At 72.8% G+C, this 23,916-nt stretch carries 26 protein-coding genes and 1 pseudogene; 8 read left to right on the forward strand and 19 right to left on the reverse strand.

Going from position 1 to position 23,916, the window contains the following annotated elements; genetic code table 11:
- Positions 1-26 precede the first annotated feature (26 nt).
- Positions 27-728, reverse strand: a complete 702-nt coding sequence (locus ABIH81_RS05125) for a hypothetical protein (protein ID WP_349879248.1) — start codon at positions 726-728, stop codon at positions 27-29.
- Between the two features lie 52 nt (positions 729-780).
- Between ABIH81_RS05125 and ABIH81_RS05130 the strand changes: the two genes are divergently transcribed.
- A complete protein-coding gene (locus tag ABIH81_RS05130) occupies positions 781-1,392 on the forward strand; it encodes a PP2C family protein-serine/threonine phosphatase (RefSeq protein WP_349879249.1) in 612 nt (203 codons plus the stop codon).
- Here ABIH81_RS05130 and ABIH81_RS05135 read toward each other — a convergent pair.
- Positions 1,372-1,713, reverse strand: coding sequence for an STAS domain-containing protein (locus tag ABIH81_RS05135; protein ID WP_349879250.1), 342 nt, complete (start codon positions 1,711-1,713; stop codon positions 1,372-1,374). The two genes, ABIH81_RS05130 and ABIH81_RS05135, sit on opposite strands and share 21 nt — an antisense overlap.
- A 137-nt stretch (positions 1,714-1,850) precedes the next feature.
- On the opposite strand from ABIH81_RS05135, the gene ABIH81_RS05140 reads away from it, so the two are divergent.
- Entirely contained in the window at positions 1,851-3,434 is a 1,584-nt protein-coding gene (locus ABIH81_RS05140; protein WP_349879251.1) for a DUF4139 domain-containing protein, read from the forward strand.
- 63 nt (positions 3,435-3,497) lie between these two features.
- Here ABIH81_RS05140 and ABIH81_RS05145 read toward each other — a convergent pair whose 3' ends face one another.
- The 11 genes from ABIH81_RS05145 to ABIH81_RS05195 form a co-directional block, all read right to left on the reverse strand.
- Positions 3,498-3,767 carry a GlsB/YeaQ/YmgE family stress response membrane protein gene (locus ABIH81_RS05145; RefSeq protein ID WP_349879252.1) on the reverse strand — a complete coding sequence of 90 codons (270 nt, stop codon included), beginning with the start codon at positions 3,765-3,767 and terminating at the stop codon, positions 3,498-3,500.
- A 111-nt stretch (positions 3,768-3,878) separates the two neighbouring features.
- Positions 3,879-4,703, reverse strand: a complete 825-nt coding sequence (locus tag ABIH81_RS05150) for an ion transporter (protein WP_349879253.1) — start codon at positions 4,701-4,703, stop codon at positions 3,879-3,881.
- A gap of 234 nt (positions 4,704-4,937) precedes the next feature.
- On the reverse strand, positions 4,938-6,044 hold the full coding sequence (locus ABIH81_RS05155) for a magnesium and cobalt transport protein CorA (protein WP_349879254.1): 1,107 nt from the start codon (positions 6,042-6,044) through the stop codon (positions 4,938-4,940).
- Positions 6,045-6,102: 58 nt separating this feature from the next.
- Positions 6,103-6,783, reverse strand: a complete 681-nt coding sequence (locus tag ABIH81_RS05160) for a response regulator (protein ID WP_349879255.1) — start codon at positions 6,781-6,783, stop codon at positions 6,103-6,105.
- Positions 6,780-9,326 carry a DUF4118 domain-containing protein gene (locus tag ABIH81_RS05165; protein ID WP_349879256.1) on the reverse strand — a complete coding sequence of 849 codons (2,547 nt, stop codon included), beginning with the start codon at positions 9,324-9,326 and terminating at the stop codon, positions 6,780-6,782. The genes ABIH81_RS05160 and ABIH81_RS05165 overlap by 4 nt, the downstream gene beginning before the upstream one ends.
- An 81-nt stretch (positions 9,327-9,407) precedes the next feature.
- Positions 9,408-10,289, reverse strand: coding sequence for a potassium-transporting ATPase subunit C (locus ABIH81_RS05170; RefSeq protein WP_349879257.1), 882 nt, complete (start codon positions 10,287-10,289; stop codon positions 9,408-9,410).
- The gene (gene kdpB, locus ABIH81_RS05175; protein ID WP_349879258.1) at positions 10,289-12,463 is read right to left on the reverse strand and encodes a potassium-transporting ATPase subunit KdpB; all 2,175 of its coding nucleotides are present in this window, start codon (positions 12,461-12,463) and stop codon (positions 10,289-10,291) included. The genes ABIH81_RS05170 and kdpB overlap by 1 nt, the downstream gene beginning before the upstream one ends.
- A 20-nt stretch (positions 12,464-12,483) precedes the next feature.
- Complete coding sequence (gene kdpA / locus ABIH81_RS05180; RefSeq protein ID WP_349879259.1) at positions 12,484-14,139, reverse strand: potassium-transporting ATPase subunit KdpA; 1,656 nt, start codon at positions 14,137-14,139, stop codon at positions 12,484-12,486.
- Positions 14,139-14,228 carry a K(+)-transporting ATPase subunit F gene (gene kdpF / locus ABIH81_RS05185; RefSeq protein ID WP_036343797.1) on the reverse strand — a complete coding sequence of 30 codons (90 nt, stop codon included), beginning with the start codon at positions 14,226-14,228 and terminating at the stop codon, positions 14,139-14,141. The genes kdpA and kdpF overlap by 1 nt, the downstream gene beginning before the upstream one ends.
- Before the next feature lie 184 nt (positions 14,229-14,412).
- Positions 14,413-14,793 carry a hypothetical protein gene (locus ABIH81_RS05190; RefSeq protein ID WP_349879260.1) on the reverse strand — a complete coding sequence of 127 codons (381 nt, stop codon included), beginning with the start codon at positions 14,791-14,793 and terminating at the stop codon, positions 14,413-14,415.
- A gap of 211 nt (positions 14,794-15,004) precedes the next feature.
- The gene (locus ABIH81_RS05195) at positions 15,005-15,709 is read right to left on the reverse strand and encodes a GAF and ANTAR domain-containing protein (protein ID WP_349879261.1); all 705 of its coding nucleotides are present in this window, start codon (positions 15,707-15,709) and stop codon (positions 15,005-15,007) included.
- Positions 15,710-15,903: 194 nt separating this feature from the next.
- Here ABIH81_RS05195 and ABIH81_RS05200 point away from each other — a divergent pair, with 194 nt between their 5' ends.
- Positions 15,904-16,353, forward strand: a complete 450-nt coding sequence (locus tag ABIH81_RS05200) for an STAS domain-containing protein (RefSeq protein WP_349879262.1) — start codon at positions 15,904-15,906, stop codon at positions 16,351-16,353.
- Positions 16,354-16,510: 157 nt separating this feature from the next.
- On the opposite strand, the gene ABIH81_RS05205 is transcribed toward ABIH81_RS05200, so the two are convergent.
- Entirely contained in the window at positions 16,511-16,729 is a 219-nt protein-coding gene (locus ABIH81_RS05205) for a hypothetical protein (RefSeq protein WP_349879263.1), read from the reverse strand.
- An 85-nt stretch (positions 16,730-16,814) separates the two neighbouring features.
- Here ABIH81_RS05205 and ABIH81_RS05210 point away from each other — a divergent pair, with 85 nt between their 5' ends.
- Together ABIH81_RS05210 and ABIH81_RS05215 are read left to right on the forward strand one after the other, a co-directional pair.
- Complete coding sequence (locus ABIH81_RS05210; RefSeq protein ID WP_349879264.1) at positions 16,815-17,570, forward strand: class I SAM-dependent methyltransferase; 756 nt, start codon at positions 16,815-16,817, stop codon at positions 17,568-17,570.
- 38 nt (positions 17,571-17,608) lie between these two features.
- Positions 17,609-18,034, forward strand: coding sequence for an ATP-binding protein (locus ABIH81_RS05215; protein WP_349879265.1), 426 nt, complete (start codon positions 17,609-17,611; stop codon positions 18,032-18,034).
- 42 nt (positions 18,035-18,076) lie between these two features.
- Here the strand turns inward: ABIH81_RS05215 and ABIH81_RS05220 are convergent, their stop codons facing one another.
- Positions 18,077-18,937 (reverse strand): DUF3152 domain-containing protein, encoded by an 861-nt coding sequence (locus ABIH81_RS05220; protein ID WP_349879266.1) that lies wholly within the window; start codon positions 18,935-18,937, stop codon positions 18,077-18,079.
- A gap of 126 nt (positions 18,938-19,063) precedes the next feature.
- Between ABIH81_RS05220 and ABIH81_RS05225 the strand changes: the two genes are divergently transcribed.
- From ABIH81_RS05225 to ABIH81_RS05235, 3 genes are all read left to right on the forward strand, one after another.
- Complete coding sequence (locus ABIH81_RS05225; protein ID WP_349879267.1) at positions 19,064-20,254, forward strand: DUF2786 domain-containing protein; 1,191 nt, start codon at positions 19,064-19,066, stop codon at positions 20,252-20,254.
- Between the two features lie 101 nt (positions 20,255-20,355).
- Positions 20,356-20,715: a YciI family protein gene (locus ABIH81_RS05230; RefSeq protein WP_258545409.1), complete on the forward strand. Its 360-nt coding sequence runs from the start codon at positions 20,356-20,358 to the stop codon at positions 20,713-20,715.
- Positions 20,712-21,953, forward strand: a complete 1,242-nt coding sequence (locus ABIH81_RS05235) for a sigma-70 family RNA polymerase sigma factor (RefSeq protein WP_349879268.1) — start codon at positions 20,712-20,714, stop codon at positions 21,951-21,953. Before ABIH81_RS05230 ends, ABIH81_RS05235 begins: the two co-directional genes overlap by 4 nt.
- A gap of 22 nt (positions 21,954-21,975) precedes the next feature.
- Here ABIH81_RS05235 and ABIH81_RS05240 read toward each other — a convergent pair whose 3' ends face one another.
- The 4 genes and pseudogenes from ABIH81_RS05240 to ABIH81_RS05255 all read right to left on the reverse strand — a co-directional run bounded on the left by ABIH81_RS05240 (position 21,976) and on the right by ABIH81_RS05255 (position 23,916).
- Positions 21,976-22,419, reverse strand: coding sequence for a hypothetical protein (locus ABIH81_RS05240; RefSeq protein WP_349879269.1), 444 nt, complete (start codon positions 22,417-22,419; stop codon positions 21,976-21,978).
- A gap of 31 nt (positions 22,420-22,450) precedes the next feature.
- A complete protein-coding gene (locus tag ABIH81_RS05245) occupies positions 22,451-22,885 on the reverse strand; it encodes a hypothetical protein (RefSeq protein WP_349879270.1) in 435 nt (144 codons plus the stop codon).
- 5 nt (positions 22,886-22,890) lie between these two features.
- Entirely contained in the window at positions 22,891-23,415 is a 525-nt protein-coding gene (locus tag ABIH81_RS05250; RefSeq protein WP_349879271.1) for an EndoU domain-containing protein, read from the reverse strand.
- A 6-nt stretch (positions 23,416-23,421) separates the two neighbouring features.
- Positions 23,422-23,916 (reverse strand): annotated as a pseudogene (locus tag ABIH81_RS05255) (hypothetical protein).

The raw sequence follows: 23,916 nt of genomic DNA on the forward strand, positions 1-23,916 counted from the left end.
TTCTGCCACTATTCGGCAGTTGCCAACTATATGCAATAGGGAACCATCGGACGCTCACGACCCTCCGGGCGCGAGCGTCCGCTCGTGAGGCGGCACCCCCGCGCGCTGAATATGCTCGGAGCGTGGAGGACAGCGAGCAGGCCGTGCTGGCCGGGATGTTGCAGTCGGCCGAGGACGCCGCCCCGGTGGAGGCGGTCGAGGCCGTCACCGGCGTCATCGCCGCGGCGCTGAACGCGCTCGGCGTCTCGCTGCTGATCGCCGACCTCAGCGGCCGTGCGCTGGTCCGGCTGACCCACCAGCCGACCGGCGGCGGTCCCGGCCGGCGCCACGGCGAGGAGGACGCCGAGGTCCTCCCCTTCGACGGCGGGCCCTACGAACGCGCCCTCCGGCAGCAGGCCCCCGAGGTCGTCCCCGGCGACGGCACGTGGACCGTGCTGGCACCGGTCACCGACCGCGGAGAGGTGATCGGCCTGCTGGAGATCGACCTGCCCGACGAGCCGGACCACGACGTGGTGAACTGGGTCGCCCGCACCGCGCACGCGCTGGCGTTCGTGGTCATCGCCAACCGCAGGCACACCGACCTGTTCGAGTGGGGGGCAGCGGACCACCCCGTTCAGCCTCTCCGCCGAGATCCAGCGCCGTCTGCTGCCCGCCTCGTTCACCTGCGAGGGCGGCGCCTTCACCCTCTCCGGCTGGCTGGAACCCGCCGCCAGCGTCGGCGGGGACACCTTCGACTACAGCCTCGCGCGGGACCTGCTGCACCTCAGCGTCACCGACGCCATGGGCCACGGCGTGGCGAGCGCGCTCACCGCCACCCTCGGCGTGGGCAGCCTGCGCAACACCCGCCGGCGCGGCGCCGGCCTGGTCGCCCAGGCCGAGGAGGCCAACCGGGCCGTCGCGGAGCATGCGAACGTGCGCGGCGCGTACGTCACCGCCGTACTGGGCCGCATCGACCTGACCACGGGACGCTGCGAACTGGTGAACGCGGGGCACGTACCACCGATGCTGGTCCGGGACGGCCGCGTCGTACTCGTGGAGTTGCCGGGCAACTTCCCGCTCGGCATGTTCCCGGAGGAGAGCTACCGCAGCGGAGAGCTGGCCCTGCTGCCCGGCGACCGGCTGGTGGTGGTCACCGACGGCATGCGCGAACGCAACGCCGCCGACCTCGACCTGCCCGCCGCCCTGCTCCGCCTCGCCCACCTGCACCCCCGAGAGGCGGTCCGGGCGCTGTCCGACGCGGTGCTGGAGATCGCCGGGCCGGCGCTGACCGACGACGCCACACTGCTCGTCATCGACTGGTACGGCGACCACGGGCCGCGGCGCAGCACCGCCGGCGCCGACACCGCCCGCGTCAGTCCGGACGAGGAGCGCTCAGCGCACCGCCGCCGGTGAGCCGTCCTCGGCGTCCCGCACCGTGCCGAAGAGCGGGATGACGCGGTCCACCGAGGTGATCGAGAAGACGTTGCGGATCGACTGGCGGACGACGGCCAGACCGAGCCAGCCGTCGCGCTCCCGCAGGTTCTTGTAGACGAGAACGAGTGCGCCCAGGCCGCTGGAGTCCACGAACCCGACCTGGGTCAGGTCGACGACCACCGTCCGCGCACCGGTCTCCACCACCTGGAGCAGCCGGTCACGCAGCTGCGGCGCGCCGGCCATGTCCAGATCGCCGGCGACCTCGACCACCGGGCCGACGCGCCCCTGCCGGGTCGTCACCGAGAACTCCACCACTCCCCCTCAACCGCGCCGCCGACGACATCTCACTTCCACCCACCGTGCCAGAAATCCGCCCTGATCGCCTCCCGTGGCTGCTCGCCCGGCCCGCCGAGCGCGCCTGAACTACCCTCGCCGCCGTGGACACTGTGGAGATCGATGCGCCAGTCGTCGGCGTGACCGTCTACCCGGACCGCGCCCGGGTCACCCGCCGCGGCCGCGTCCGGCTGACCGCCGGCGACCACCGGGTACGCGTCGCCCCGCTCCCGCTGGGCCTGCGCCGCGACTCGATCCGGGTGGGTGGCCGGGGCGCGGTGACTGTGCTCGGGGTGGACGTGACCGCGTGGCGGCAGGCCCGCAGCACCGACGCCCAGGTCGTCGAGCTGGAGCGGCGGCGCCGGGAACTGGCCGACGAGCTGGCCGAGGCCGGCGACACCGACGCGATCGAGGAACAGCGCGGCGAGTTCCTCACCCGGCTGGCCGAGCGGGCCGGGGGTACGTACGCCCGGGCGCTGGCCGCCGGCGACGCGGCCCCGGCTGACGTCGCGGCCTTCACCGACTCGGTGTCCGGTCAGCTCGCCGAGTCACGGGCCCGGCGGCGCGGGCTGGCCCGGCGGCGCACCGAGCTGGCCGAGGAGCTGGCCGCTGCCGACCGGGAGCTGGACGCGGCGCGCGGCAAGCGGGAGCCGGACCGGCTGGCCGCCGAGGTGTCCGTCTCGGTGGACGCCGACGACACCGAGGTGGACCTGGAGCTGACGTACCTGGTGGACGGTGCCCGCTGGACGCCCTCCTACGACCTGCGGCTGGTCGAGGACACCATGACCGTCACCTGGTTCGGGCTGGTCAGCCAGGGCACCGGGGAGGACTGGCCGGAGTGCGAACTCCAGCTCTCCACCGCCCGCCCGGCGGCGGCGAGCGGCGTACCCGAATTGTCGCCCTGGTATCTCGACCGGCTCCGGCCGGAGCCGCCGATGGCCGTGTCGGCCGCGTCGTTCGCCGGCATGGTGCCGCCCCCGGCGCCCGGCGCGGCGCCGGCGGGCCGGGCGCGCGCGGCGCGGTCCGCGGCGCCGGCGGTGCGGGAGAGCGTCGCCGAGGTCGAGCAGGGCGTGACGGCGGCGACCTACCGGCCCGCCCGGCCGGTGGCGGTGCCGGCCGACGGCAGCGCGCACCGGGTCACCATCGCGGTGCTGGAGCTGCCGGCCCGGCTGGATCACGTGAGCGTGCCGGTGCGCGCCGCCGAGGCGCACCTGCGGGCCACGGTACGCAACACGTCGGACCACACGCTGCTGCCCGGCCCGGCGTCGGTCTTCCACGGTGCCGACTTCGTGGCGGCGACGCGGCTGACGACGTGGGCGCCGGGCGAGGAGACGGAGCTGGCGCTCGGGATCGACGACCGGGTGCGGGTGGAGCGGAAGCTGACCCGGCGCACCGAGAGCAGGGCCACGCTCGGGTCGACGCGGCGGCGGGAGGTGGAGTACCGGATCACGGTCGCGAACCACACTCCGCGTCCGGCCACTGTCGAGGTGCGGGACCAGATGCCGGTGTCCCGGGACGAGGCGGTGGTGGTACGCGAGACCGCGCTGGCGCCGCCGCCGGCCGAGCGTACGGAGCTGGGCGAGCTGACCTGGCGGCTGACGCTGGCGCCGGGCGAGAGCGGTGAGATCGCCCTGGGCTTCCGGGTGGAGCTGGCCAAGGGCGTCGAGCTGACCGGCTGGCGGGAGTAGCCAGGCGTTAGGAAGGGGCCCTTCCTATGCAGAATGCGTTAAGAAGGGCCCCTTCCTTACATCTCAGACGCGGCGACGACCGTAGAAGCCGGCGAAGACGGCGACGCCGATGGCGGCGAAGCCGACCTGGAGCGCCAGCTCGATCCAGTCGATGCCGGGGGTGTCGTCGACGCCGAACGCGCCGGCCACCAGGGTGCCGACGAGCGCGGCGACCACACCGATGAGCAGGGTCAGCCAGATCGGGATGTTCTGCTTGCCCGGCACCACCAGGCGCCCGAGCGCACCGATGACGAGGCCGATGATGAGCGCGGCGAAGAAGCCGGTGATCTCCACGAGAGGCGTCCCTTCCCTCGGATGTGTTGACGCCTCGCTGGTTGCCCGGATCAACCACTCGGCCAAACCCGGGAGCTGCTTTCGTCACGGAACTGTCATGACCGTCCCTGATCAGTGCTCCGAGGGCTGGCGGCGGCGGTGTGCGCCCGGCGCCTCCTCCCGGTCGATGCGCAGTTCCCGCTCCAGCTCGGCGATCACCATGCGGAGGTCGTCCAGGCGCTGGCTGATCGCGATGCGGTCCACCTCGTCCGGTATCCCGTCGCCGTCGGAGTCGTAGTCCGGGGCCAGCCCCTCGGTCATCTCCAGCCGGCGCGCCTCCTCCATCGAGTTGACGATGACGGCGATGAGGATGTTCAGCAGGAGGTTGACCGCGATCATCACGAAGCTGACGTAGTAGAGCAGCGTCCACGGCGACACCTCCAGACCCTGTTCCAGCAGGTCCGGCAGCGTCTCCAGGGACAGCAGCACGAACAGCGTGACGAGCGAGCGGCCGATGTCGCCGTACTGCTCGGGGTAGCGGTCGCCGAAGATCAGCCAGCCCGCCATGCCGTACACGTAGAGCGTGACGGCGGCGAGCGCGAGGAAACCCGCGACGCCGGGCAGGCTGCGCCACAGCGCCGCGACGATGGTCCGCAGGCCGGGCGAGAAGCGGACCAGACGCAGCACCCGGGCGACCCGGATGAATCGCAGCACCGCGGAGTCGCCGTGCAGGCCCGGGATGAAGATGGCCGCTGTGACCAGCAGGTCGAAGACGTTCCAGCCGTGCCGGAAGAAGTCCTGCGGGCGGCGGCCGTACGCGAGCACCCGGATGGTGATCTCCACGACGAAGACCGCGCGGAACATCCACTCCGTCCACCGCAGCACCGGCCCGGCGGCGCCGAGGTTCGGGTACGTCTCGATGCCCAGCACGACCCCGTTGGCCATGATGAGCACCACGATGGCCACCTCGAACGGCCGGGACGCGACGATCCGGGCACAGTGGCCGGCCAGCCCGCGCTCTCCGGTGGCGGTCCGGTGCCCGTCGCGCGGTGCCGGAACCGTGTCGCCGATCAGCGCTTCCCTCCACGACGCGCGATCCGGGCAACGTGCGGACGACAGGGGGTTGCCACCCGGACACTCTAGTGGATCACCGATGGCGAACTGTTCCGGCCGCGGCGCGCCCGGCCCGGATCACAGCCAGCCGCGGCGCTTGAACAGCAGGTAGAGCGCGCCGCAGACGGCCAGCATCAGGGCCACCGCGAACAGGTAGCCGAACCGCCAGTCCAGCTCCGGCATGTGGGTGAAGTTCATCCCGTAGACGGTGCCGATCAGGGTGGGCGCGAACAGGATCGCCGCCCACGCGGAGACCCGTTTGATCTCCTCGTTCTGCTCGAAGCTCGCCGCGGTCAGGCTGCGCATCTCCTCGTTCTGCGCCTGCGAGACCAGTGTGGCGTTGACGGTGAGGATGTTCTGGAGCAGGTGCCGGAACCCGTCCACCCGCTCCACCACCTGGGTCAGGTGGTCGGCCACGTCGCGCAGCCGGCGGCGCAGCTCCTCGTCCGTGCCGTACCTGTCGAAGCCGTGGGTGAGCGCGTCGACCACCTTCAGCAGCGGCCGGGCGGCCCGCTGGAACTGGATCACCTCGCGGCTCAGCTCGTAGATGCGGCGGCTGGCGTTCGGGTCGCCGCCGAACACCTCGGTCTCGATCTCGTCGATGTCGTTCTCCAGCCCGGCGACCACCGGCGCGTAGCCGTCCACCACCCGGTCGAGCACGGCGTAGAGCACGGCTTCCGGGCCGAGCGCGAGCACCTCCGGTTCGGCCTCCAGCCGCCGCCGTACCCCGGCCAGGTCGGGTGTGCCGCCGTGCCGCACCGTGATCACGAAACCGGGGCCGAGGAACAGGTGCAGCTCGGCGAACTCGACCGCGTCCCGCTCGTCCAGGTAGCGGGCGGCGCGCAGCACCACGAACAGGGTGTCGCCGTACCGTTCCAGCTTGGGGCGCTGATGGGCGTTGATCGCGTCCTCGACGGCCAGGTCGGGGAGCTGGAACTCGGCGGCGAGCGAGGCGATCTGCTCGCGGCTCGGCCGGCGCAGCCCGATCCAGGCCATCGCGTCGTCGAGCTCTTGCAGGCAGCGGAACGTGTCGGCGAGGCTGACCGGGGACGCCCGGCGTACCCCGCCGACGTAGACGCCGCTGTCGACCAGTCCGTCGGGTCGCTCCGGCTCGGCCGCGCCGGCGTCGATGGCGTGCTCGTCCAGGCGCCGGCCGAACCCCTCCGAGGACCGGTTGTCCGCCATGCCCCTCCCCCGCTGCTCGGCCGGGTCGCCGAGTCCCCCGCCGGCGCTCGCGCAAACGTCAGGGGCGGTAGCGGTAGCCCATGCCCGGCTCGGTGATCAGGTGGCGGGGACGGGCCGGGTCGTCCTCCAGCTTGCGCCGCAGCTGGGCCATGTACTGCCGCAGGTAGTTGGTCTCGTGGTGGTACTCCGGTCCCCACACGTCGTGCAGCAACTGGCGCTGGCTGACCAGCTTGCCGGGGTTGCGCAGCAGCTTCTCCAGCATGGCCCACTGGGTGGGGGTGAGCTTGACCTCGGCGCCGTCGTCCCGGGTGACGGTCCGGTCGGCCAGGTCGACGGTGTTGCGGCCGATCCGCAGCGCGGGGACGGAGGGCGTGGCCGGGGCGAGCCGCCGGGTCACCGCCCGGATGCGGGCCAGCAGTTCGTCGACACCGAACGGCTTGGTCACGTAGTCGTCGGCGCCCGCGTCGAGCGCGGCCACCTTGTCCTCGCTGCCGGCCCGCCCGGAGAGGACGATGATCGGCACGGCGGTCCAGCCGCGCAGGCCCCGGATGACGTCGGTGCCGTCCAGGTCGGGCAGGCCGAGGTCGAGCACCACCAGGTCCGGCGGGTGCGCGGCGGCGGCCTTGAGCGCGGCGGCGCCGGTGCCGGCCACCTCGACGTCGTAGCCCCGGGCCCGCAGGTTGATCCGCAGGGCGCGCAGGATCTGCGGCTCGTCGTCGACGACCAGGATCCGGGTCATTCCTGCGGCCCCTCCGGCTGGGTGGCGGCCGGCAGCCGCAGCACCATGGTGAGACCGCCACCGGGCGTGGTCTCCGGGGTGATGCTGCCACCCATCGCCTCGGCGAGCCCCCGGGACAGCGCGAGTCCCAGGCCCACCCCGGTCTGGTTGTCCCGGTCGCCGAGGCGCTGGAACGGCAGGAAGACGTGCTCCCACTGGTCCTCCGGGATGCCCGGCCCGGTGTCGATCACCCGCAGCTCGACCTGCCCGGCGTGCGCGCTGCCGGTGATCGCCGGCGGCCGGCCGGGCGGGCTGTGCCGCAGCGCGTTCGCCACGATGTTGACCAGCACCCGCTCCAGCAGGCCCGGGTCGGCCAGCGCCGCCGGCAGGTCGGCCGGGATGTCGGTGGTCACCTCGGCCGCCGCCGGGCCCAGTTCGTCGAGGGCCCGGGGTACGGCGTCCTCCAGCCCGATCGCGGTGGCGCTCACGCCCAGCGCGCCGGCCTGCAACCGGCTCATGTCGAGCAGGTTCGCCACCAGCCGGCCCAGCCGGTCCAGCGACTCGTCGGCGGTGGCGAGCAGCTCCTCCCGGTCGTCCGCGTCGAACTCGACGTCGTGACTGCGCAGGCTGCTCACCGCCGCCTTGGCGGACGCCAGCGGCGTACGCAGGTCGTGGCTGACCGCCGCGAGCAGCGCGGTCCGCATCCGGTCGGCGGCGGCCAGCGGGCGGGCGGTCGCGGCCTCCTCGGCCAGCCGTTCCTGGCGCAGCGCGACGGCGGCCTGCGCGGCGAACGCCTCCACCACGCGGCGGTCGGCCGCCTCCAGCCGCCGGCCGGCGAGCACCACGCTGAGCCGGTCGTCGACCGGCACCACCGTCTCGCCCGTGCTCGGGCTGCCCGGCGGCCGCTCGCCGACGCTCGCCACCACCCGCCAGGCGTCCGCCCCCCGGGCTCGGGCCGGGCGTCCCCCGGCCTCGTCGGTCAGCTCCAGCACGCTCACCGCGCGCAGCCCGAACGTCTCCCGCAGCCGGTCCAGCAGCGCGGGCAGCGGTCGCTCGCCGCGCAGCACGCTGCCCGCGACGGTGGCCAGGGTCTGCGCGTCGGCGGAGGCCCGCGCCGCCTCCCGGGTACGCCGGGCCGCCACGTCGACCACCCAGCTCACCGCGATGGCGACGCCGACGAACACGCCCAGGGCGAGCAGGTTGTCCGCCTCGGCGATGGTGAGCGTCCGGTACGGCGGGGTGAAGAACCAGTTGAGCAGCAGTGAGCCGCCCAGCGCGGCGACCAGCGCGGGCCACAGCCCGCCGACCAGCGCCACGCCCACCACACCGGCGAGGAACAGCAGGATGTCGTTGGTCAGGGTGAGATCGGGCAGCGTCCGCAGCACGAGCGTGAGCAGGGGCATGCCGAGCACCGCGAGCGCGTACCCGATCAGCCGCCGGCGCCGCGACAGCGCGGCGGGCACCGACGTGCCCCGGCGCCCGCGCCCCGCCTCCGGATGGGTGACCAGGTGCACGTCGATCGGGCCGGACAGCGCGGTGGTGGTCACCCCGACGCCCCGGGAGAACACCTGCGCGAACCGGCCCCGGCGGCTCGCGCCGAGCACGAGCTGCGTGGCGTTGACGCCCCGGGCGAAGTCGAGCAGTGCCGCCGGGATGTCGGTGCCGAGCACCTGGTGGTACGTGCCGCCGAGGCTCTCCACCAGCACCCGCTGCCGGGCGAGCTGGGCCGGGTCGGCCCCGGCGAGCCCGTCGCTGCGGGCCACGTGCACGGCGAGCAGGTCGGCGCCCTTGCTTCGGGCGGCTATCCGGGCGGCCCGGCGGATCAGCGTCTCGCCCTCCGGCCCGCCGGTCAGCGCGACGACCACCCGTTCCCGCGCCTCCCACGTGTCGGAGATGCCCTGCTGCGCCCGGTACGCGTCGAGCTGCTCGTCGACCTTGCCGGCCAGCCAGAGCAGCGCCAGTTCGCGCAGCGCGGTGAGGTTGCCGACCCGGAAGTAGTTGCCGAGCGCGGCGTCGATCTTGTCGGGCCGGTAGATGTTGCCGTGCGCCATCCGGCGGCGCAGCGCCTCCGGCGTCATGTCCACAAGCTCGACCTGCTCGGCGGCCCGGACCACCTGGTCCGGCACGGTCTCCCGCTGGGTGGTGCCGGTGATCTGCGCGACCACGTCGTTGAGCGACTCCAGGTGCTGCACGTTGACCGTGGAGAGCACGCTGATCCCGGCGTCGAGCAGCTCCTGCACGTCCTGCCAGCGCTTGTCGTGGCGGGAGCCGGGCACGTTGGTGTGGGCCAGCTCGTCCACCACGACCACCTCGGGCCGCCGGGCCAGCACCGCGTCCAGGGCCATCTCGGTGAACTCGACGCCCCGGTAGGTCATCGACCGGCGCGGCACCACCTCCAGGTCGCCGATCATCTCGGCGGTGTGCCGGCGGCCGTGCGTCTCGACCAGGCCGATCACCACGTCGGTGCCGCGCTCGGCCCGGCGCTGGGCCTCCTCGAGCATGGCGTACGTCTTGCCGACGCCCGGGGCGGCCCCGAGGTGGATCCGCAGTTCACCCCTGCCCACAGCGTCCATCCTCCCTGAGTGGAAGGAAGGGCCCCCTGTTAACGCCTCGCAAGGTGGCGGGGGCCCTTCTTAACAGTTCCGTCAGCGCGCCGGGAACGCCTCGTCCAGGGCGAGGTTGAGTTCCAGCACGTTCACACCGGGCTCGCCCATGAAGCCCAGCGCCCGCCCGGTGGTGTGCTCGGCGACCAGCCGCCGCGCCGCCGCCGGGTCCGCGCCGCGCTCCCGCGCCACGCGGGCCACCTGGATCCGGGCGTACGCCGGAGAGATGTGCGGGTCGAGGCCGCTGCCACTGGCGGTGACCGCGTCGGCCGGTACGGCCGGGCTCGCCGGGGCGTCCCCGCGGACCGGGGTGACGATGCCGCCCTCGGCTACGTAGTCGTGGCCGGGCTGGGCCGCCTCCACCGGTACGCCCTGCCAGGTGGTGACGAACGGCGTCGCGGGCGCGGCCTGGTTGACGCTCACCACGCGGGTGATCCGGCCGGTGAGGCCGTCGGCGCGGAACACGGCCAGCACCGCGCCCACCCCGTCCGGCGTGCAGTACGGGCGCCGCCCGTCCACGCCGTCCAGTTCGCCGACCGCCTTGCTGCGGGCGCAGACCTGGGTGAGCAGGCTCTGCGCCGAGGTCTCCTCGTCGCCGGTGAGCGTGTCCACCACGCTCTCCGGGCCGAGGTTGCCCGCCGCGGTGGCGGTCGGGTCGTAGCCGTCCCCGGCGGCCGACGGGCGGGACTGGAAGTAGCGCGGGATCGGGTTGCCGTCCGCGTCGGTGAACGACTGGCCGATCAGCGAGCTGCCGACGGTCCGGCCGCCGACGGTGAGCAGCGAGCCGTCCGCCCTGCCGTCGAGGCCAGGCAACCGGCCCACGGCGACCAGGGCGAGCGGGTAGACCAGGCCGAGCAGCACGGTGAAGACGAGCACCGCGCGCAGGGCGGCCAGGTGCTGGGAGAGCCAACTGGGAAGGCGCATCACGAGATCCCCGGGACGAACTGGACGAGCAGGTCGATGAGCTTGATGCCGACGAACGGCACCACGATGCCGCCGAGGCCGTAGAGCCACAGGTTGCGGCGCAGCAGCGTCGAGGCGCTGGCCGGGCGGTAGCGCACGCCGCGCAGGGCCAGCGGGATCAACGCCACGATGACTATCGCGTTGAAGACGACGGCGGAGAGGATCGCCGACTCGGGGCCGGCCAGGCGCATGATGTTGAGCCGGTCCAGCGAGGGGTAGATGCCGGCGAACATGGCCGGGATGATCGCGAAGTACTTCGCGATGTCGTTGGCGATGCTGAACGTCGTCAGCGCGCCCCGGGTGATCAGCAACTGCTTGCCGATCTCCACGATCTCGATCAGCTTGGTCGGGTCGGAGTCGAGGTCGACCATGTTGCCGGCCTCCTTCGCGGCCGACGTGCCGGTGTTCATGGCGACGCCGACGTCCGCCTGGGCCAGCGCGGGCGCGTCGTTGGTGCCGTCGCCGGTCATGGCGACGAGCCGGCCACCCTCCTGCTCCTTCTTGATCAGCGCGAGCTTGTCCTCCGGCGTGGCCTCGGCGAGGAAGTCGTCCACGCCCGCCTCGTCGGCGATCGCCTTCGCGGTACGCGGGTTGTCACCGGTGATCATCACGGTCCGGATGCCCATCCGGCGCATCTCGTCGAAGCGCTCCCGCATCCCGGCCTTGACCACGTCCTTGAGGTGGATGACGCCGAGCGCCCGGGCCGGCTCCCCGGCCACGTGCTCGGCCACCACGAGCGGCGTGCCGCCGGTGCCGCTGATCGCGTCGACCAGTTCACCGACCTGCTCGGTCGGGTGGCCGCCGTTCTCGCGTACCCACTTCATCACCGCGGCGGCGGCGCCCTTGCGGATGTGCCGGACGTCGCCGTCGGCGTCGAGGTCGACGCCGCTCATCCGGGTCTGCGCGGTGAACGGCACGAACGTGGCGTGCGGGATGAGGCCGGGCTCGCGCTCGCGCAGCCCGAACTCGTTCTTGGCCAGCACCACCACCGACCGGCCCTCGGGGGTCTCGTCGGCCAGGCTGGACAGTTGCGCCGCGTCGGCGAGCGTGGCCGCGTCCACACCGGTCACCGGCAGGAACTCGGCGGCCTGCCGGTTGCCGAGCGTGATCGTGCCGGTCTTGTCCAGCAGCAGCGTGTTGACGTCGCCCGCCGCCTCGACCGCCCGGCCGCTCATCGCCAGCACGTTGCGCTGCACGAGACGGTCCATGCCGGCGATACCGATCGCGGACAGCAGCGCGCCGATCGTGGTCGGGATGAGACAGACCAGCAGCGACACCAGGACGACGCCGGTGACGCCGGAGTCGGTGATCGCCGCCGTGTCCGGCGCGGCGGCCTGGTAGCCCTTCGCGAAGATCGCCATGGGCTGGAGCGTGACGACCGCGAGCAGGAAGATGATCGTCAGCGCCGCCAGCAGGATGTTGAGCGCGATCTCGTTCGGCGTCTTCTGCCGGTTGGCGCCCTCGACCAGCGCGATCATCCGGTCGATGAAGCTCTCGCCCGGCTTCTGGGTGATCCGGACGACGATCCGGTCGGAGAGCACCCGGGTGCCGCCGGTGACCGCGCTGCGGTCGCCGCCGGACTCCCGGATCACCGGGGCGGACTCGCCGGTGATCGCCGACTCGTCCACGCTGGCGATGCCCTCCACCACGTCGCCGTCGCCGGGGATGACCTGCCCGGCCTCGACCAGGACGACGTCGCCCTGACGCAGTTGCGGGGCGGGCACCGCCTCGTCCCGGTACGCGTTCGCGGCGGCACCGGGCGTCCAGCCGACCAGGCGGGTGGCGATGGTGTCCTGCTTGGCCCGGCGCAGCGTGTCGGCCTGCGCCTTGCCGCGCCCCTCGGCGACCGCCTCGGCCAGGTTCGCGAAGATCACGGTGAGCCAGAGCCAGACGGTGATCGCGATCGCGAAGACCGACGGGTCGGCCACCGCGAGCACAGTGGTGAACAGCGCGCCGATCTCCACGATCAGCATCACCGGGTTGCGCCACAGGGTGCGTGGGTCGAGCTTGCGCAGCGCGTCCGGCAGCGACCGGAGCAACTGGCGAGGGTCGAGCAGCCCGCCGCCGACCCGGTTGTCCCGGCGGTCCGGTGTGCCGGGTACCGGCGCGTCGGCGGTCTGAACAGGTGCTGTCATGTCCTTGTCTCTCATGGTGGTCACAGCCCTTCGGCCAGCGGGCCGAGCGCGAGTGCGGGGAGGAAGGTGAGCGCGACGAGGACCACCGTGACGCCGACGACCATGCCGACGAACAGCGGCCGGTGGGTCGGCAGGGTGCCCTCGGAGGCGGGTGTGGGTTGCTGGCGGGCCAGCGAGCCGGCCAGCGCGAGCACGAAGATGATCGGCAGGAACCGGCCGAGCAGCATGCAGAGCCCGAGCGCGATGTTCCACCACGGCGTGCTCACCGTGATGCCGGCGAACGCGGAGCCGTTGTTGTTGCTCGCCGAGGTGAACGCGTAGAGCACTTCGGACAGCCCGTGCGGCCCGACGTTGAGCGCTGTCGAGTCGTTGCCGGTGGCGAACGCGGCGGCGGTGCCGGTGAGCACCAGCGCCGGGGTGATCAGGAAGTACATCGAGGCGAACTTGATCTCGCGCGAGCCGATCTTCTTGCCCAGGTATTCTGGGGTGCGCCCGACCATCAGGCCGGCCACGAACACCGTGATCACCGCGAGGATCAGCAGCCCGTACAGGCCGGCGCCGACCCCGCCGGGGGCGACCTCGCCGAGCATCATGTTGCCGAGCACCGTCATGCCGCCCAGCGCGGTGTACGAGTCGTGGAACGAGTTGACGGCGCCGGTCGAGGTGAGCGTGGTGGCCGCCGCGAACGTGGCCGAGTTCGACACGTCGAAGCGCACCTCCTTGCCCTCCAGCGCCGCGCCGACCGCCTGCGGCACCGTGCCGTCGCCAGTCAGTTCGAAGACGTTGGTGAGGGTGATGCCGGCGAGCGCCAGGATCGCCATCACGGCGACGATCGCGTAGCCCTGCCGCTTCTGCCCCACCATCCGGCCGAAGACCCGGGGCAGGCTGACCGGGATCAGCAGGATCAGGAAGATCTCCAGCCAGTTCGTCCACGTGGTCGGGTTCTCGAACGGGTGGGCGCTGTTGACGTTGTAGAAGCCGCCGCCGTTGGTGCCCAGCTCCTTGATGACCTCCTGGCTCGCCACCGGCCCGCCGGTGACGGTCTGGGTGCCTCCGGTCAGCGTGGTCACGTCGGTCCCGCCGGACAGGTTCTGCACCACGCCGCCGAGCATCAGCGCGAGCGCGCCGAGCACCGCGATCGGCAGCAGGATCCGCAGCGTGACCCGGGTCAGGTCGACCCAGAAGTTGCCCAGCTCGCCGGTGCGGCTGCGGGCGAAGCCCCGGACCAGCGCCACCGCCACGGCGATGCCGACCGCGGCCGAGACGAAGTTCTGCACGGCCAGGCCGGCCATCTGCACCAGGTGGCCCATCGTCGACTCACCCGAGTACCACTGCCAGTTCGTGTTGGTCACGAACGACACAGCGGTGTTCCAGGCGCCGTGCGGCACCACCGGGTCGAAGCCCAGCGAGAGCCACAGGTGGTTCTGCAGACGCTGGAAGGCGTACAGGAACAGCAGGGAGACGGCCGAGAAGGCCAGCACCGAGCGGGCGTACACGCCCCAGGTCTGCTCGGCGGCCGGGTTGACCCCGACCAGCCGGTAGATCCCCCGCTCGAGGAGGGACGACCGGGTTCCGGCGACCACGCGGTGCATGTAGTCGCCGAACGGCCGGTGCACGGCGACGAGCGCCGCCACCAGCGACAGGACGAAGAGCACGCCGGCTGTCGTCATGCTCATCAGAATCGCTCCGGGAACAGCAGGGCGACGACCAGGAACACGCCCAGGCCGATCGCCAGCACCAGGCCGACGGCGTTGACGGCGCTCACAGCTTCTCCACGCCCCTCACCACGAGGGCGAGAGCCGCGAACAGCCCCACCGTCAGCAACACGAACAGCACGTCAGACACGGCTGATCTCTCCTAGCGGAAGATGTCCTCGCGACCGCCTCCCGGCCGCGCCGGGCAATCACAACGCCGTATCCGCCGGACGGACAGGGGTCTTGACGCGACCATCACGCGCGGCCGCGGTTTCTTGACGCGCTTTTCACGCCGCCTCCGGCGCCGGTGATCCGGGTCACCGGACGGGCCTCGGCGCCGATCGACCGGAGGTGCCGGTAGCCGGCACCGAGCACCGCGGCGAACCCGATCGGCACGGCCTGGGACCAGGCGTCGCCCGGCCCGGTCAGCTCGCCGTAGCGGTGCGCGAGGAACCCGACGAAGACCGCCGCACCCAGCGCGGCCACCGCCGCGACCGCGCGCAGATCGGCCACCACAGCGGCGTACGCCCCGACGACGCCCGCCATCACCAGGACGCGCCCCGGCCGCTCGCCGGGTGCGAACACCCCGGCCGCCACCAGTGCCGCGCCGACCACCACGACGGCGCCGGTCGCCACCCGGAATCCGGTGCACCCGTCCGCCCGATCTCGTACCACTTCCGCCTCCCGCGTCAGTACGTCCTTCGCGGGCCATACCAGCCGGGCCGGGTGTGCACGGTCGACGGCTTTGACGGATCCGGTACGGGATCACCGCCGCTTTTCACACCGCCTTCACGCGCGGCGGCCGTCGCGAGCGGCGGCGAAGTCACGAGCGGCGAGGCGTTGGACCTCAGCGGGCGGCGGCGCGGGAGACGAGCGCCTCGGCCACCTCGCGCAGCTTGCGGTTGGAGTCCTGGGAGAGCTTGGCGAGCAGCGTGAACGCCTCCTCGGCCGAGCAGCGCCGCTGCCCCATGATGATGCCCTTGGCCTGCTCGATCACGGCCCGGCTGCGCATCGCCTCCTGCATCTGCCTGGCCAGCGTGGCGGTGCTCTCGTAGAGGTGCGCGTTGGCGAGCGCCACTGCCGCGTACGCGGCGAACTCCTCCGCCAACTCGATCGACGCCTTGTCGAACGCGTGGGTCGTGCCCCCGTAGACGTTGAGTGCCCCGGTGACCGCCTCCTGGATCGGCAACCCGATCGACAGCGAGCTCTGCACACCCGCCGCCCGCGCCCGGGCCGCCCAGCCCGGCCAGCGCGGCTCTTCCGCCAGGTCGGGCAGCGAGACGCTCACCGCGCTGACCGAGGCGTCCAGGCAGGGGCCGTCGTCGTGCTCGTACTGCCACTCGTCGAGGCTGCGGGCCAGGTCGCTGGTGTAGGCGACGGCCCGGTTCGCGCCCGCCTGCACCAGGGAGACGGAGACGTCCACGCTGCCCGGTACCGCCCGGTTCGCCAGTTCGGCGACGCGTGCCAGGACGTCGTCGAGCGCCACCTCGTCGAGCCGGATCCGGCTCAGCTCCGCGAGGGCGTCGGCTGGGTCCATGCGGGCGGATTCCATTCTCGTGTCCTGTCCGGGCGGGGTCATCGGTGCCTGTCGTTCCGCTGACGGTACCCGGCACGGGCGGGTCCGAACGCGTCCCGCGCTGCGATGTCCACCCGGTCGACGTATGTTGGGTACGGGTCAAGACATGCGCCCTCCTGCTCGCGGCGAATCCCGCCGGGAGCCTCCTCGGATCTGAGGCGGGAGGTGCCATGTCGGACGAACGGCCGGTCTTCGGCTGTCATCACGTTTCCACGGCGTCCGGGGCGCTCCGCCCGGACGAGCCGATCATGTGGCTGAGCTGCGACACGGGCGTCGACGTGACCCGGATCGCGGTGGCCGGCGAGGTGGACCTCAGCAACGCGCACCTGCTCACCGAACTCGTCGAGACCGCCGTCGCGGCGTCCGCCCCACTCGTGGTGATCGACCTGTCGGAGGTCGGCTTCTTCGGCGCGTACGGCACCAGCGCGCTGGTGCTGGCGCAGCGGATCCTCACCGAGCACGGGCGGCGGCTGATCCTGCACCGGCCCTCTCCGGTGGTCCGGCGCGTCCTCGGCGTCACCGGCACACTCACCGCGTTCGAGGTCGTCGATCGCCCCGCGCTACCGGCCGCCAGCGAGAGGTCGGCACGTCCCGTCGTACCCGCCCGCTCCGGGTCGTAGGGGCGGGCCGACGGCGTCGCTTCGCACGAGGACGTCACAGCTCATGCCGCAGGCCCATCCCGGCCCGGGCGTCCCAGGACTCCAACCGCAAGTCGCGCGAGGTCGCCGAGCCACTCGTCGATCGCGCTGCGCACGGCCCTCGTGACTGAGCGTACGGTCAGCGCGGCATCGCCCGCCAGCCGGAGCCGCTCGCACGCCACGCCCCGGCGAGGATGCTCGCCGAGCCTCGGCTCGGGCACTGCTGGATCTTGGATCGGCCGGATGCCCCACCGATCTGCGCCTGAACCTGCCACTGGCTTCCGTCGGTGCAGATGTAGACGTCACGCCGTCCGCGCGGGTTGCTGACGCCGTTCCACCAGTGTTCCTCGACCACCATGCGGTGACCGTACCCCAGGAGACCCGGACCGGCCCAGACCGGAATTCCGTTGCTCCGCGTCACCGGGCGGCGGCACCCTCCACGGATGACCTCACCGGACCTGCCGCGCCAGTTCACCATCCGCGAAGGCGAGCTGCGCATCCTCAACCCGATCGACGACGTCAAGCTGGCCACGCTGGGCCGGGCGATCCGGCTGCGCCCCGGCGACGAGCTGCTCGATCTGTGCAGCGGCAAGGGCGAACTGCTCTGCTCCTGGGCCCGCGACCACGGGATCACCGGCACCGGGGTCGACCTGAGCACCGCCTTCACCGCCGCCGCCCGGGAGCGCGCCGCCGAACTGGGCGTGACCGACCGGGTACGTTTCGTGCACGGCGACGCCGCAGCGTACACCTCGGAGCGGCCGGTCGACGTGGCCGCCTGCGTCGGCGCGACCTGGATCGGCGGCGGGGTGCCCGGCACGCTGGAGCTGCTGGACCGGGCGTTGCGGCCGGGCGGCATGGCGCTCGTCGGCGAGCCCTACTGGCGGCGTGACCCGCCGGACGACGAGGCCGTCACCGGCTCGCACGCCCGGTCCCGTGACGAGTTCAAGGATCTGCCCGGCCTGGTCGAGTCGTTCGGCGACTGCGGCTGGGATCTGGTCGAGATGGTCCTCGCCGACCAGGACAGCTGGGACCGGTACGCCGCCGCGCACTGGCTGAACCTGCGCCGCTGGCTCGACGCCAACCCGGACGACGAACTGGCCCCGGAACTGCGGCGGGAACTGACCGAGGATCCGCTGCGGTACGTCCGCTTCCAGCGCGAGTACCTGGGGTGGGGCGTGTTCGCGTTGCTGCGGCGCTGACCTGCTTAGCGAACGGCTACGCAGGGTAAAGCCAGATCATGGGACAGTTGCGCACCTCGCCGCCGCCACCACAGGCCTCGGAGCTGGAGCAGTGGGTGCTGGACAGTCCCGAGGATCTTCGAGGGCTGCGCGCCTCGCTCCGCGACGCGCTGAACCGGCACGGCCTGGTGCAGGGTGAGGATCTGGACGAGGTGCCGCACCTGGTCGTGCTGGTCGCCACCGAACTGGCGAGCAACGCGCTGCGGCACGGCCGCCCGCCCACCATCATCACGCTGCTCGCCACCGACGACCGGTTCCTGCTCGACGTGGCCGACCACGACGTGAGCACCGTGCCGGAACTGAACGACATCAGCCCGACGGACTCGGGTGGGCGGGGTCTGTTCCTGGCCCAGTCGGTCTCACTCGACGTGGGCTGGTACGCCACCGAGACGACCAAGAACATCTGGGCCTCGTTCTCCCGCTGACGGCCGGCCGGGCCGACCCGTCGGCCCGGCCACCGGGCCGGCTCAGCGGTCCCCGGCCGGGATCGGGTCGTCGTACTGGCCGGGCGGCCCGGCGAGCGGTTCGCCGCCCACGATCGGCCACGGGTTCGGCGTGCAGCCGTGCAGGCCGAGCGTCTGCTGCACCATCACCGGCGCCGGACCGCCCGCTCGGGGGCAGCGCTCGTGGCCGCGGCCCAGCCGGTGGCCGACCTCGTGGTTGAGCAGATACTGCCGGTACCGGGAGAGGTCGGTCACGTGCGGCACCCCGTACACCCAGCGGGCCACGTTGATCACCACCCGGTCACCGTTGCGGCAGGACGTGTAGCGGTCGGCCGGGTCGCCGCACAGCCGCCCCCGCGTCACCGGTGTGGTGAGCAGCACCGTGAAGTCGGCCCGGTCGTCGCGGCCCACCCGTTGCAGCCGCCATCGGCCGTCGCCGGTCCAGCCACGCCGGTCGGCGAGGGTGGCGGCCACCTCCCGGGCGAAGCGTTCCACGTCCACGTCGCGGATGCCGTCCTCGACCGCGACCCGGTAGCGCAGCAGCTCACCGGAGCTACCGGCGACCGCGCCCACCGTGTCGGCGGTCCGGAAGGTGCCGGCGCCCCGGGCCGGGTAGCCGATGCCGGGGGCCACCCGGCCGGCCGCCGGGACCGGCGTCGGCGCGGCCGTCGGCGTGGGGCGGGCGTCCGGTGCGGGCGCGCTCGGTGCCGCCGCCGGCACGGTCCGCCGCACCTCGATGCGGTCCAGCAGGTCCGGGTGCCGCGCGGCGTACCCGCCGACGGCGAGCGCGGCCCCGACCAGGACCACCGCCAGGAACCGCCCCGAGCGCGACCTCCGCCGTCGCCGGTGCAGCCCCCGGTCATGCCCGCCCACGTCGATCTCCATCCGTCGCGCCGCCCCGCTCCGGGCAGGAGTACGGACGCCGGGCCCGGACGGTTGAACGGGCGGCCGGGTACCGTCGGTGCCGGGGTGGGCGACCTGCCGCCTGTCGGAGTTCAGGGAGAGCCACCCGTGTCACCAGCCGAGCGACTGCTCGACGCCGCCGTCGCGACCGCGCGCGGCACCGACGTACACGCTGCCGAGCGAGCCCTCGACGGGCTCGTGGTGGCCGACGGCGCGGCGGTGGACGCGGCGCTGCTCGCCCGGCTGACACGGGACGTGGGCCGGCTCTGGCCGCGCGGCTGGCAGCCCGCCGACCTGGACCGGCTCGCCACCCGGCGGCTCACCCCACGCGGCGCCCGGCTGCTGCGCGACGCGATGGCCGCGCAGCGGCGCGCCCTGCCCGCGCCGGTCCCGGCCTGGTTCGACGAACAGCTCACCGAGACGGGCGCCCGCTGGGACGACGACGCGGGCTGGCTGGAGCGGCGGGCCGACGGTGACCGGATAACCGCGCTGCGGGACGCGGTCGACGCGGTCGTCCTGGTGGCGGGGCTGCCGCCGATCGCGGCGCTCCGCCCGCCACCCGGCTCGGCGGGCACCGCACTCGCCGCCGCGGCACCGAGCGGTTCCCGGATGCTCGACCGGGTACGCGCGCTACTGGCCAAGGCCGAGTCGACCGGCTACCCGGCCGAGGCGGAGGCGTTCACCGCGAAGGCGCAGGAGCTGATGGCCCGGCACAGCATCGACGCGGCACTGCTCGACGCCGGGGCGGAGCGGTCCGGCGGCCCGGGCGGCGTACGGATCGGCGTCGACGCCCCGTACGCCGCGGCGAAGGCGCTGCTGATCCAGGAGGTGGCGGCGGCGAACCGGTGCGAGTCGGTGTGGTCCGACGACCTGGGCTTCGCCACGGTCCTCGGCTTCCCGGCCGACCTGGCGGCGGTCGAGCTGTTGCACACCTCACTGCTCGTGCAGGCCACCGCCGCGATGCTGCGCGGCCGGGGTGAGCGCGGCAAGTCCGGCGGGCGGCGTACCAAGGGCTACGACGAGTCGTTCCTCAACGCGTTCGCGCTGCGCATCGGCGACCGGCTGCGGGAGGCGAGCGCGGCAGCGGTCGACGAACTCGACGACGACCGGCTGCTGCCGGTGCTCGCGGCCCGCTCGGACGCCGTCCGGGAACGGGCCGACCAGCTCTTTCCCGGCACCACCCGGCACCGGCTCCAGGTGCGCGACGAGCAGGGCTGGGTCTCCGGCACCAGCGCGGCCGACCGGGCCTCGCTCGACCCGGGCCGCCCGGCACGCCGTCCGCTTCGCGGGGGTCGCTGAACTCTCCCGGGGGATGATGTCGGATCGGGCGGACCGGCTCCGACCCGTCTGCGAGGCGCCACCGCCGGTGGCCCGCACCCGAGGAGTGCACCGTGAAGTACATGCTGCTGATCTGGAACCGGCCCGGCTTCGTGGAGGAGCTGTCCGAGGCGGAACGCACCGCGATCTTCGGTGAGGTCGACGAGATCATGAAGGAGCTGACCGAGTCCGGCGAGCTGGTCGGCGGGGAGGCGCTGGCCCACCCCTCGCAGACCCGCACGGCACGTCCGGCGGCCGGCGGCGTCGAGGTCACCGACGGGCCGTTCATGGAGAGCAAGGAGCAGTTCGCCGGCTACCTGACGGTCGACTGCGAGACCCCGGAGCGGGCCGCCGAGATCGCCGCGCGCTGGCCGGACGTACGGCACGGTTTCGGCGTGCTGGAGGTGCGCGCGGTGATGGAGCAGGCCGGGACGGAGATGTGACCTCCGGGGTGGTCGAGGACCTGCTGCGTACGCTCGCGCCGCAGGTCCTCGGCGTGCTCGTCCGCCGCCACGGCCAGTTCTACGCCTGCGAGGACGCCGTCCAGGAGGCGCTGCTCGCCGCCGCCGTGCAGTGGCCGCAGCAGGGCCTGCCGGACCACCCCCGCTCCTGGCTGGTCACCGTCGCCACGCGCCGGCTCACCGACGAGTGGCGCAGCGAGCACGCCCGCCGGGAACGCGAGGTGGCGGTGGCGGTCCGGCAGCCCGCGTACGCGGCGGTCGCGCCGCCCGCCGACGAGGAGCCGCCCAGCGGGGACGACACGTTGCGGCTGCTGTTCCTCTGCTGCCATCCGGCGTTGCCGGTGAGCGGGCAGGTGGCGCTCACGCTGCGCGCCGTGGGCGGGTTGAGCACGGCCGAGATCGCCCGCGCGTACCTGGTGCCGGAGGCGACGATGAGCCAGCGGATCCGCCGGGCGAAGCAGCGGATCGAGGCGGCCGGTGCGCGTTTCACGCTGCCGTCGCCGGCCGACCGGGACGAGCGGCTGGGCGCCGTGCTGCGCGTGCTCTATCTGATCTTCAACGAGGGCTACACCGCGTCCAGCGGCGAGGCGCTGCACCGGGCCGAGCTGACCGGGGAGGCCATCCGCCTGACCCGGGAGCTGCGCCGGCTTCTCCCGGACGACGGCGAGGTAGCCGGGTTGCTGGCGCTGATGCTGCTCACCGACGCGCACCGGGCCGCCCGTACCGGGCCGGACGGTGAGCTGGTGCCGCTGGCCGAGCAGGACCGAGGCCGGTGGGACCGGGACGCCGTCGCCGAGGGGGTGGCGCTGGTGGCCGAGGCGCTCACCTGGTCGGCGCCGGGGCCGTACCAGGTGCAGGCGGCGATCGCCGCGGTGCACGCGGAGGCGCCCACCGCGGAGGACACCGACTGGCGGCAGATCGTCGCGCTCTACCGGGTGCTGGCGCGGGTCGCGCCGAACCCGATGGTCACGCTCAACCAGGCCGTCGCGGTGGCCATGGTGGACGGCCCGCGTGCCGGGCTGGCGTTGCTGGCCACGCTCGACACCGACGACCGGACCGCGGGCCACCACCGGCTCGCCGCCGTCCGCGCGCACCTGCTCGACATGGCCGGCGACCGTACGGAGGCCCGGGCCGCGTACCTGGCCGCCGCGCGGGCCACCACGAGCCTGCCGGAGCGGCGCTACCTGGAGGTACGCGCCGCGCGCCTGGCCGGCCGGTGAGTTCCGCGCGGACCGGCTCGGGTCAGAACAACCGTCCCCGGTACGGATGCGGCCGGCCCCACCGTTCCTCCCACTGGAGCAGCTCCGCCTTCCACCATGGGAGGTCCGGGCGATACTCCCGGATCAGGTCGGCGCGCTCCGGCCGGCCGACCAGGAAGCCCCAGTACCGCTCCACCGCATCGCGAACTTCCGGAACGGAATACTCGCCGTGCTGGGACTCGAGCAACTGGTTCTGGAACCTGATGCGACAGCGGTCCACCTGGACGTCGAAACTGTCGCTGTCCCACTCCTCGACGGGCGCCCGGCCGTTCGACGCGTCGTCGACCAGGGCCAGCGCGGCAAGGCAGGCGCTGAAGGAGACCGAGATGTCGGTGATCAACCACGCTGCCAACGTCTCGTACCGGGCGTCGTCGACGCGGTAGAGCGGTAGCCGGAACTCGTCGTTGGAGAACGCGATCGAACTCACGGCAACCGCCGAGCCGTGCCCACGAGTCCGTTCAGAACAAACGTCCCCGGTCCGGGTGCGGCCGGCCCCACTTCTCCTCCCAGCGCAGCAACGCCGCTTCCCAGTGCGGCAGGTCGGGGTGGAAGTCCCGCACCACGTTCGGATTGTCGGGGCTGTTGCGCAGGAACGCCCAGTATTGTTCCAGCGCCTCCCGGAACTCCGGGAGCGGGTACCGGCCGTGCTCGCTGTCGACCCACTGGTTGCTGATGGAGACGCCCTCCGGCTCGAAGGTCACCTCGTAGTTCTCGCTGCTCCACTCCTCGAACGGCGGTCGGCCCTGAGCCACGTCCGCCAGCATGGCCAGCGCGTCCAATGCGACCAGGGCATGGGTGGAGATGTCGGTGGTGAGCCATGAGCCTAGCGCGTCGAAGCGCTTGCCGTCGGCCTGGAAGACCGGGAGTCCGAACTGATCGTATGCGAACCGCATGAAGCTCACGGGTGACCGCCTCCTGCCGTCGGGAAGACAGGCCATCCATGGGTGAACCCGCCGGACGAATTGTAGAAGCCTTCTATCGTTACCCCCTTGTACGTCCCGCGCCACTTGTTCGGGCCGGCCGGAACGGCATTCTGGAAGGCGGCGGGGATGGCGTTGTCGACCTGCGCCGGGGTCCAGTGGTCGGGGAAGAACGTGCTGACGCCGCCGTTGCCCGCCTTGGCCTTCCACCTTCCGTTCGGCGGGTCCAGTGTGGGGTCGAAGAACTCGGGTTCAGCGGTGTAGACGCCGGTGCGGGTGTCGCGCTGGGTCGTGCCCGGCTTGATCCGCCGGTCGGGGAAGTCCTGCCCGCCGGGCCGGTAGTGGTAGCCCGACCCCTTGGGCATGCCCGGCTTCACGTGGCCGCCCATCACATGCTCGGTGAAGTGCGGGTTCATCCGGTCGGGCCGGTTACGCGTCTTCGTCCGCTTGAGAAAGCGCAACGCGGCCCGCATCAGCCGGCCGCCTGCTTTACCCCCGCCCATGTCACCTCACCCGTCGACGAGTTTCCAGAGGGCTTCCTGGACGAGGTTGCCGACGATGGTCCGGGCCAGCGCGTGGAAGATCGGGATCTCCAGCAGCGAGGCGCCGAAGGTGACCGCCGCGGTGGCGATGGCCTGCGCGATCTGAATGGCCAGGATGACCAGTTGCACGATGACGGCGACCTTGAGTGCGAGCACGATCGCGCCACAGATGATCAGGCCGGTGCCGGTCAGCACGGCGGCGGTGACGCCGTCGCGCAGGCTGTCGGCCGGGCTGTCCTCCTTGTTCCACCAGGTCTGGAACGCGGTGATGTCCTGCCCGGTGTGCTGGGTCCAGACCGTGGCCGCCCCGGTGTTCGCCTCGCTCACCACGCCGGAGAGGGTGCCGGAGAACCGGATTCAGGCATTGCCCATCTCGAAGAGTTTGGTCTCGTCCGCCTCGGGCCAGGTGTAGCCGAGGACACCGAGCAGCGACCGCAGCTCGCCGGGTAGTTCCATGCCCAT

It is taken from the genome of Micromonospora sp. HUAS YX12 (genome assembly GCF_040215685.1).
GTDB lineage: Bacteria > Actinomycetota > Actinomycetes > Mycobacteriales > Micromonosporaceae > Micromonospora > Micromonospora tulbaghiae.

Bases quoted from the DNA above. Each gene is read 5' to 3' on its own strand.
- ABIH81_RS05130 (WP_349879249.1), top strand. From the start codon at position 781: ATGGGCCACGGCGTGGCGAGCGCGCTCACCGCCACCCTCGGCGTGGGC.
- ABIH81_RS05155 (WP_349879254.1), bottom strand. From the start codon at position 6,044: ATGGCGGACAACCGGTCCTCGGAGGGGTTCGGCCGGCGCCTGGACGAG.
- ABIH81_RS05160 (WP_349879255.1), bottom strand. From the start codon at position 6,783: ATGACCCGGATCCTGGTCGTCGACGACGAGCCGCAGATCCTGCGCGCC.
- ABIH81_RS05170 (WP_349879257.1), bottom strand. From the start codon at position 10,289: ATGCGCCTTCCCAGTTGGCTCTCCCAGCACCTGGCCGCCCTGCGCGCG.
- kdpB (WP_349879258.1), bottom strand. From the start codon at position 12,463: ATGACAGCACCTGTTCAGACCGCCGACGCGCCGGTACCCGGCACACCG.
- kdpA (WP_349879259.1), bottom strand. From the start codon at position 14,139: ATGAGCATGACGACAGCCGGCGTGCTCTTCGTCCTGTCGCTGGTGGCG.
- ABIH81_RS05195 (WP_349879261.1), bottom strand. From the start codon at position 15,709: ATGGAATCCGCCCGCATGGACCCAGCCGACGCCCTCGCGGAGCTGAGC.
- ABIH81_RS05200 (WP_349879262.1), top strand. From the start codon at position 15,904: ATGTCGGACGAACGGCCGGTCTTCGGCTGTCATCACGTTTCCACGGCG.
- ABIH81_RS05205 (WP_349879263.1), bottom strand. From the start codon at position 16,729: ATGGTGGTCGAGGAACACTGGTGGAACGGCGTCAGCAACCCGCGCGGA.
- ABIH81_RS05210 (WP_349879264.1), top strand. From the start codon at position 16,815: ATGACCTCACCGGACCTGCCGCGCCAGTTCACCATCCGCGAAGGCGAG.
- ABIH81_RS05215 (WP_349879265.1), top strand. From the start codon at position 17,609: ATGGGACAGTTGCGCACCTCGCCGCCGCCACCACAGGCCTCGGAGCTG.
- ABIH81_RS05220 (WP_349879266.1), bottom strand. From the start codon at position 18,937: ATGGAGATCGACGTGGGCGGGCATGACCGGGGGCTGCACCGGCGACGG.
- ABIH81_RS05230 (WP_258545409.1), top strand. From the start codon at position 20,356: ATGCTGCTGATCTGGAACCGGCCCGGCTTCGTGGAGGAGCTGTCCGAG.
- ABIH81_RS05245 (WP_349879270.1), bottom strand. From the start codon at position 22,885: ATGCGGTTCGCATACGATCAGTTCGGACTCCCGGTCTTCCAGGCCGAC.
- ABIH81_RS05250 (WP_349879271.1), bottom strand. From the start codon at position 23,415: ATGGGCGGGGGTAAAGCAGGCGGCCGGCTGATGCGGGCCGCGTTGCGC.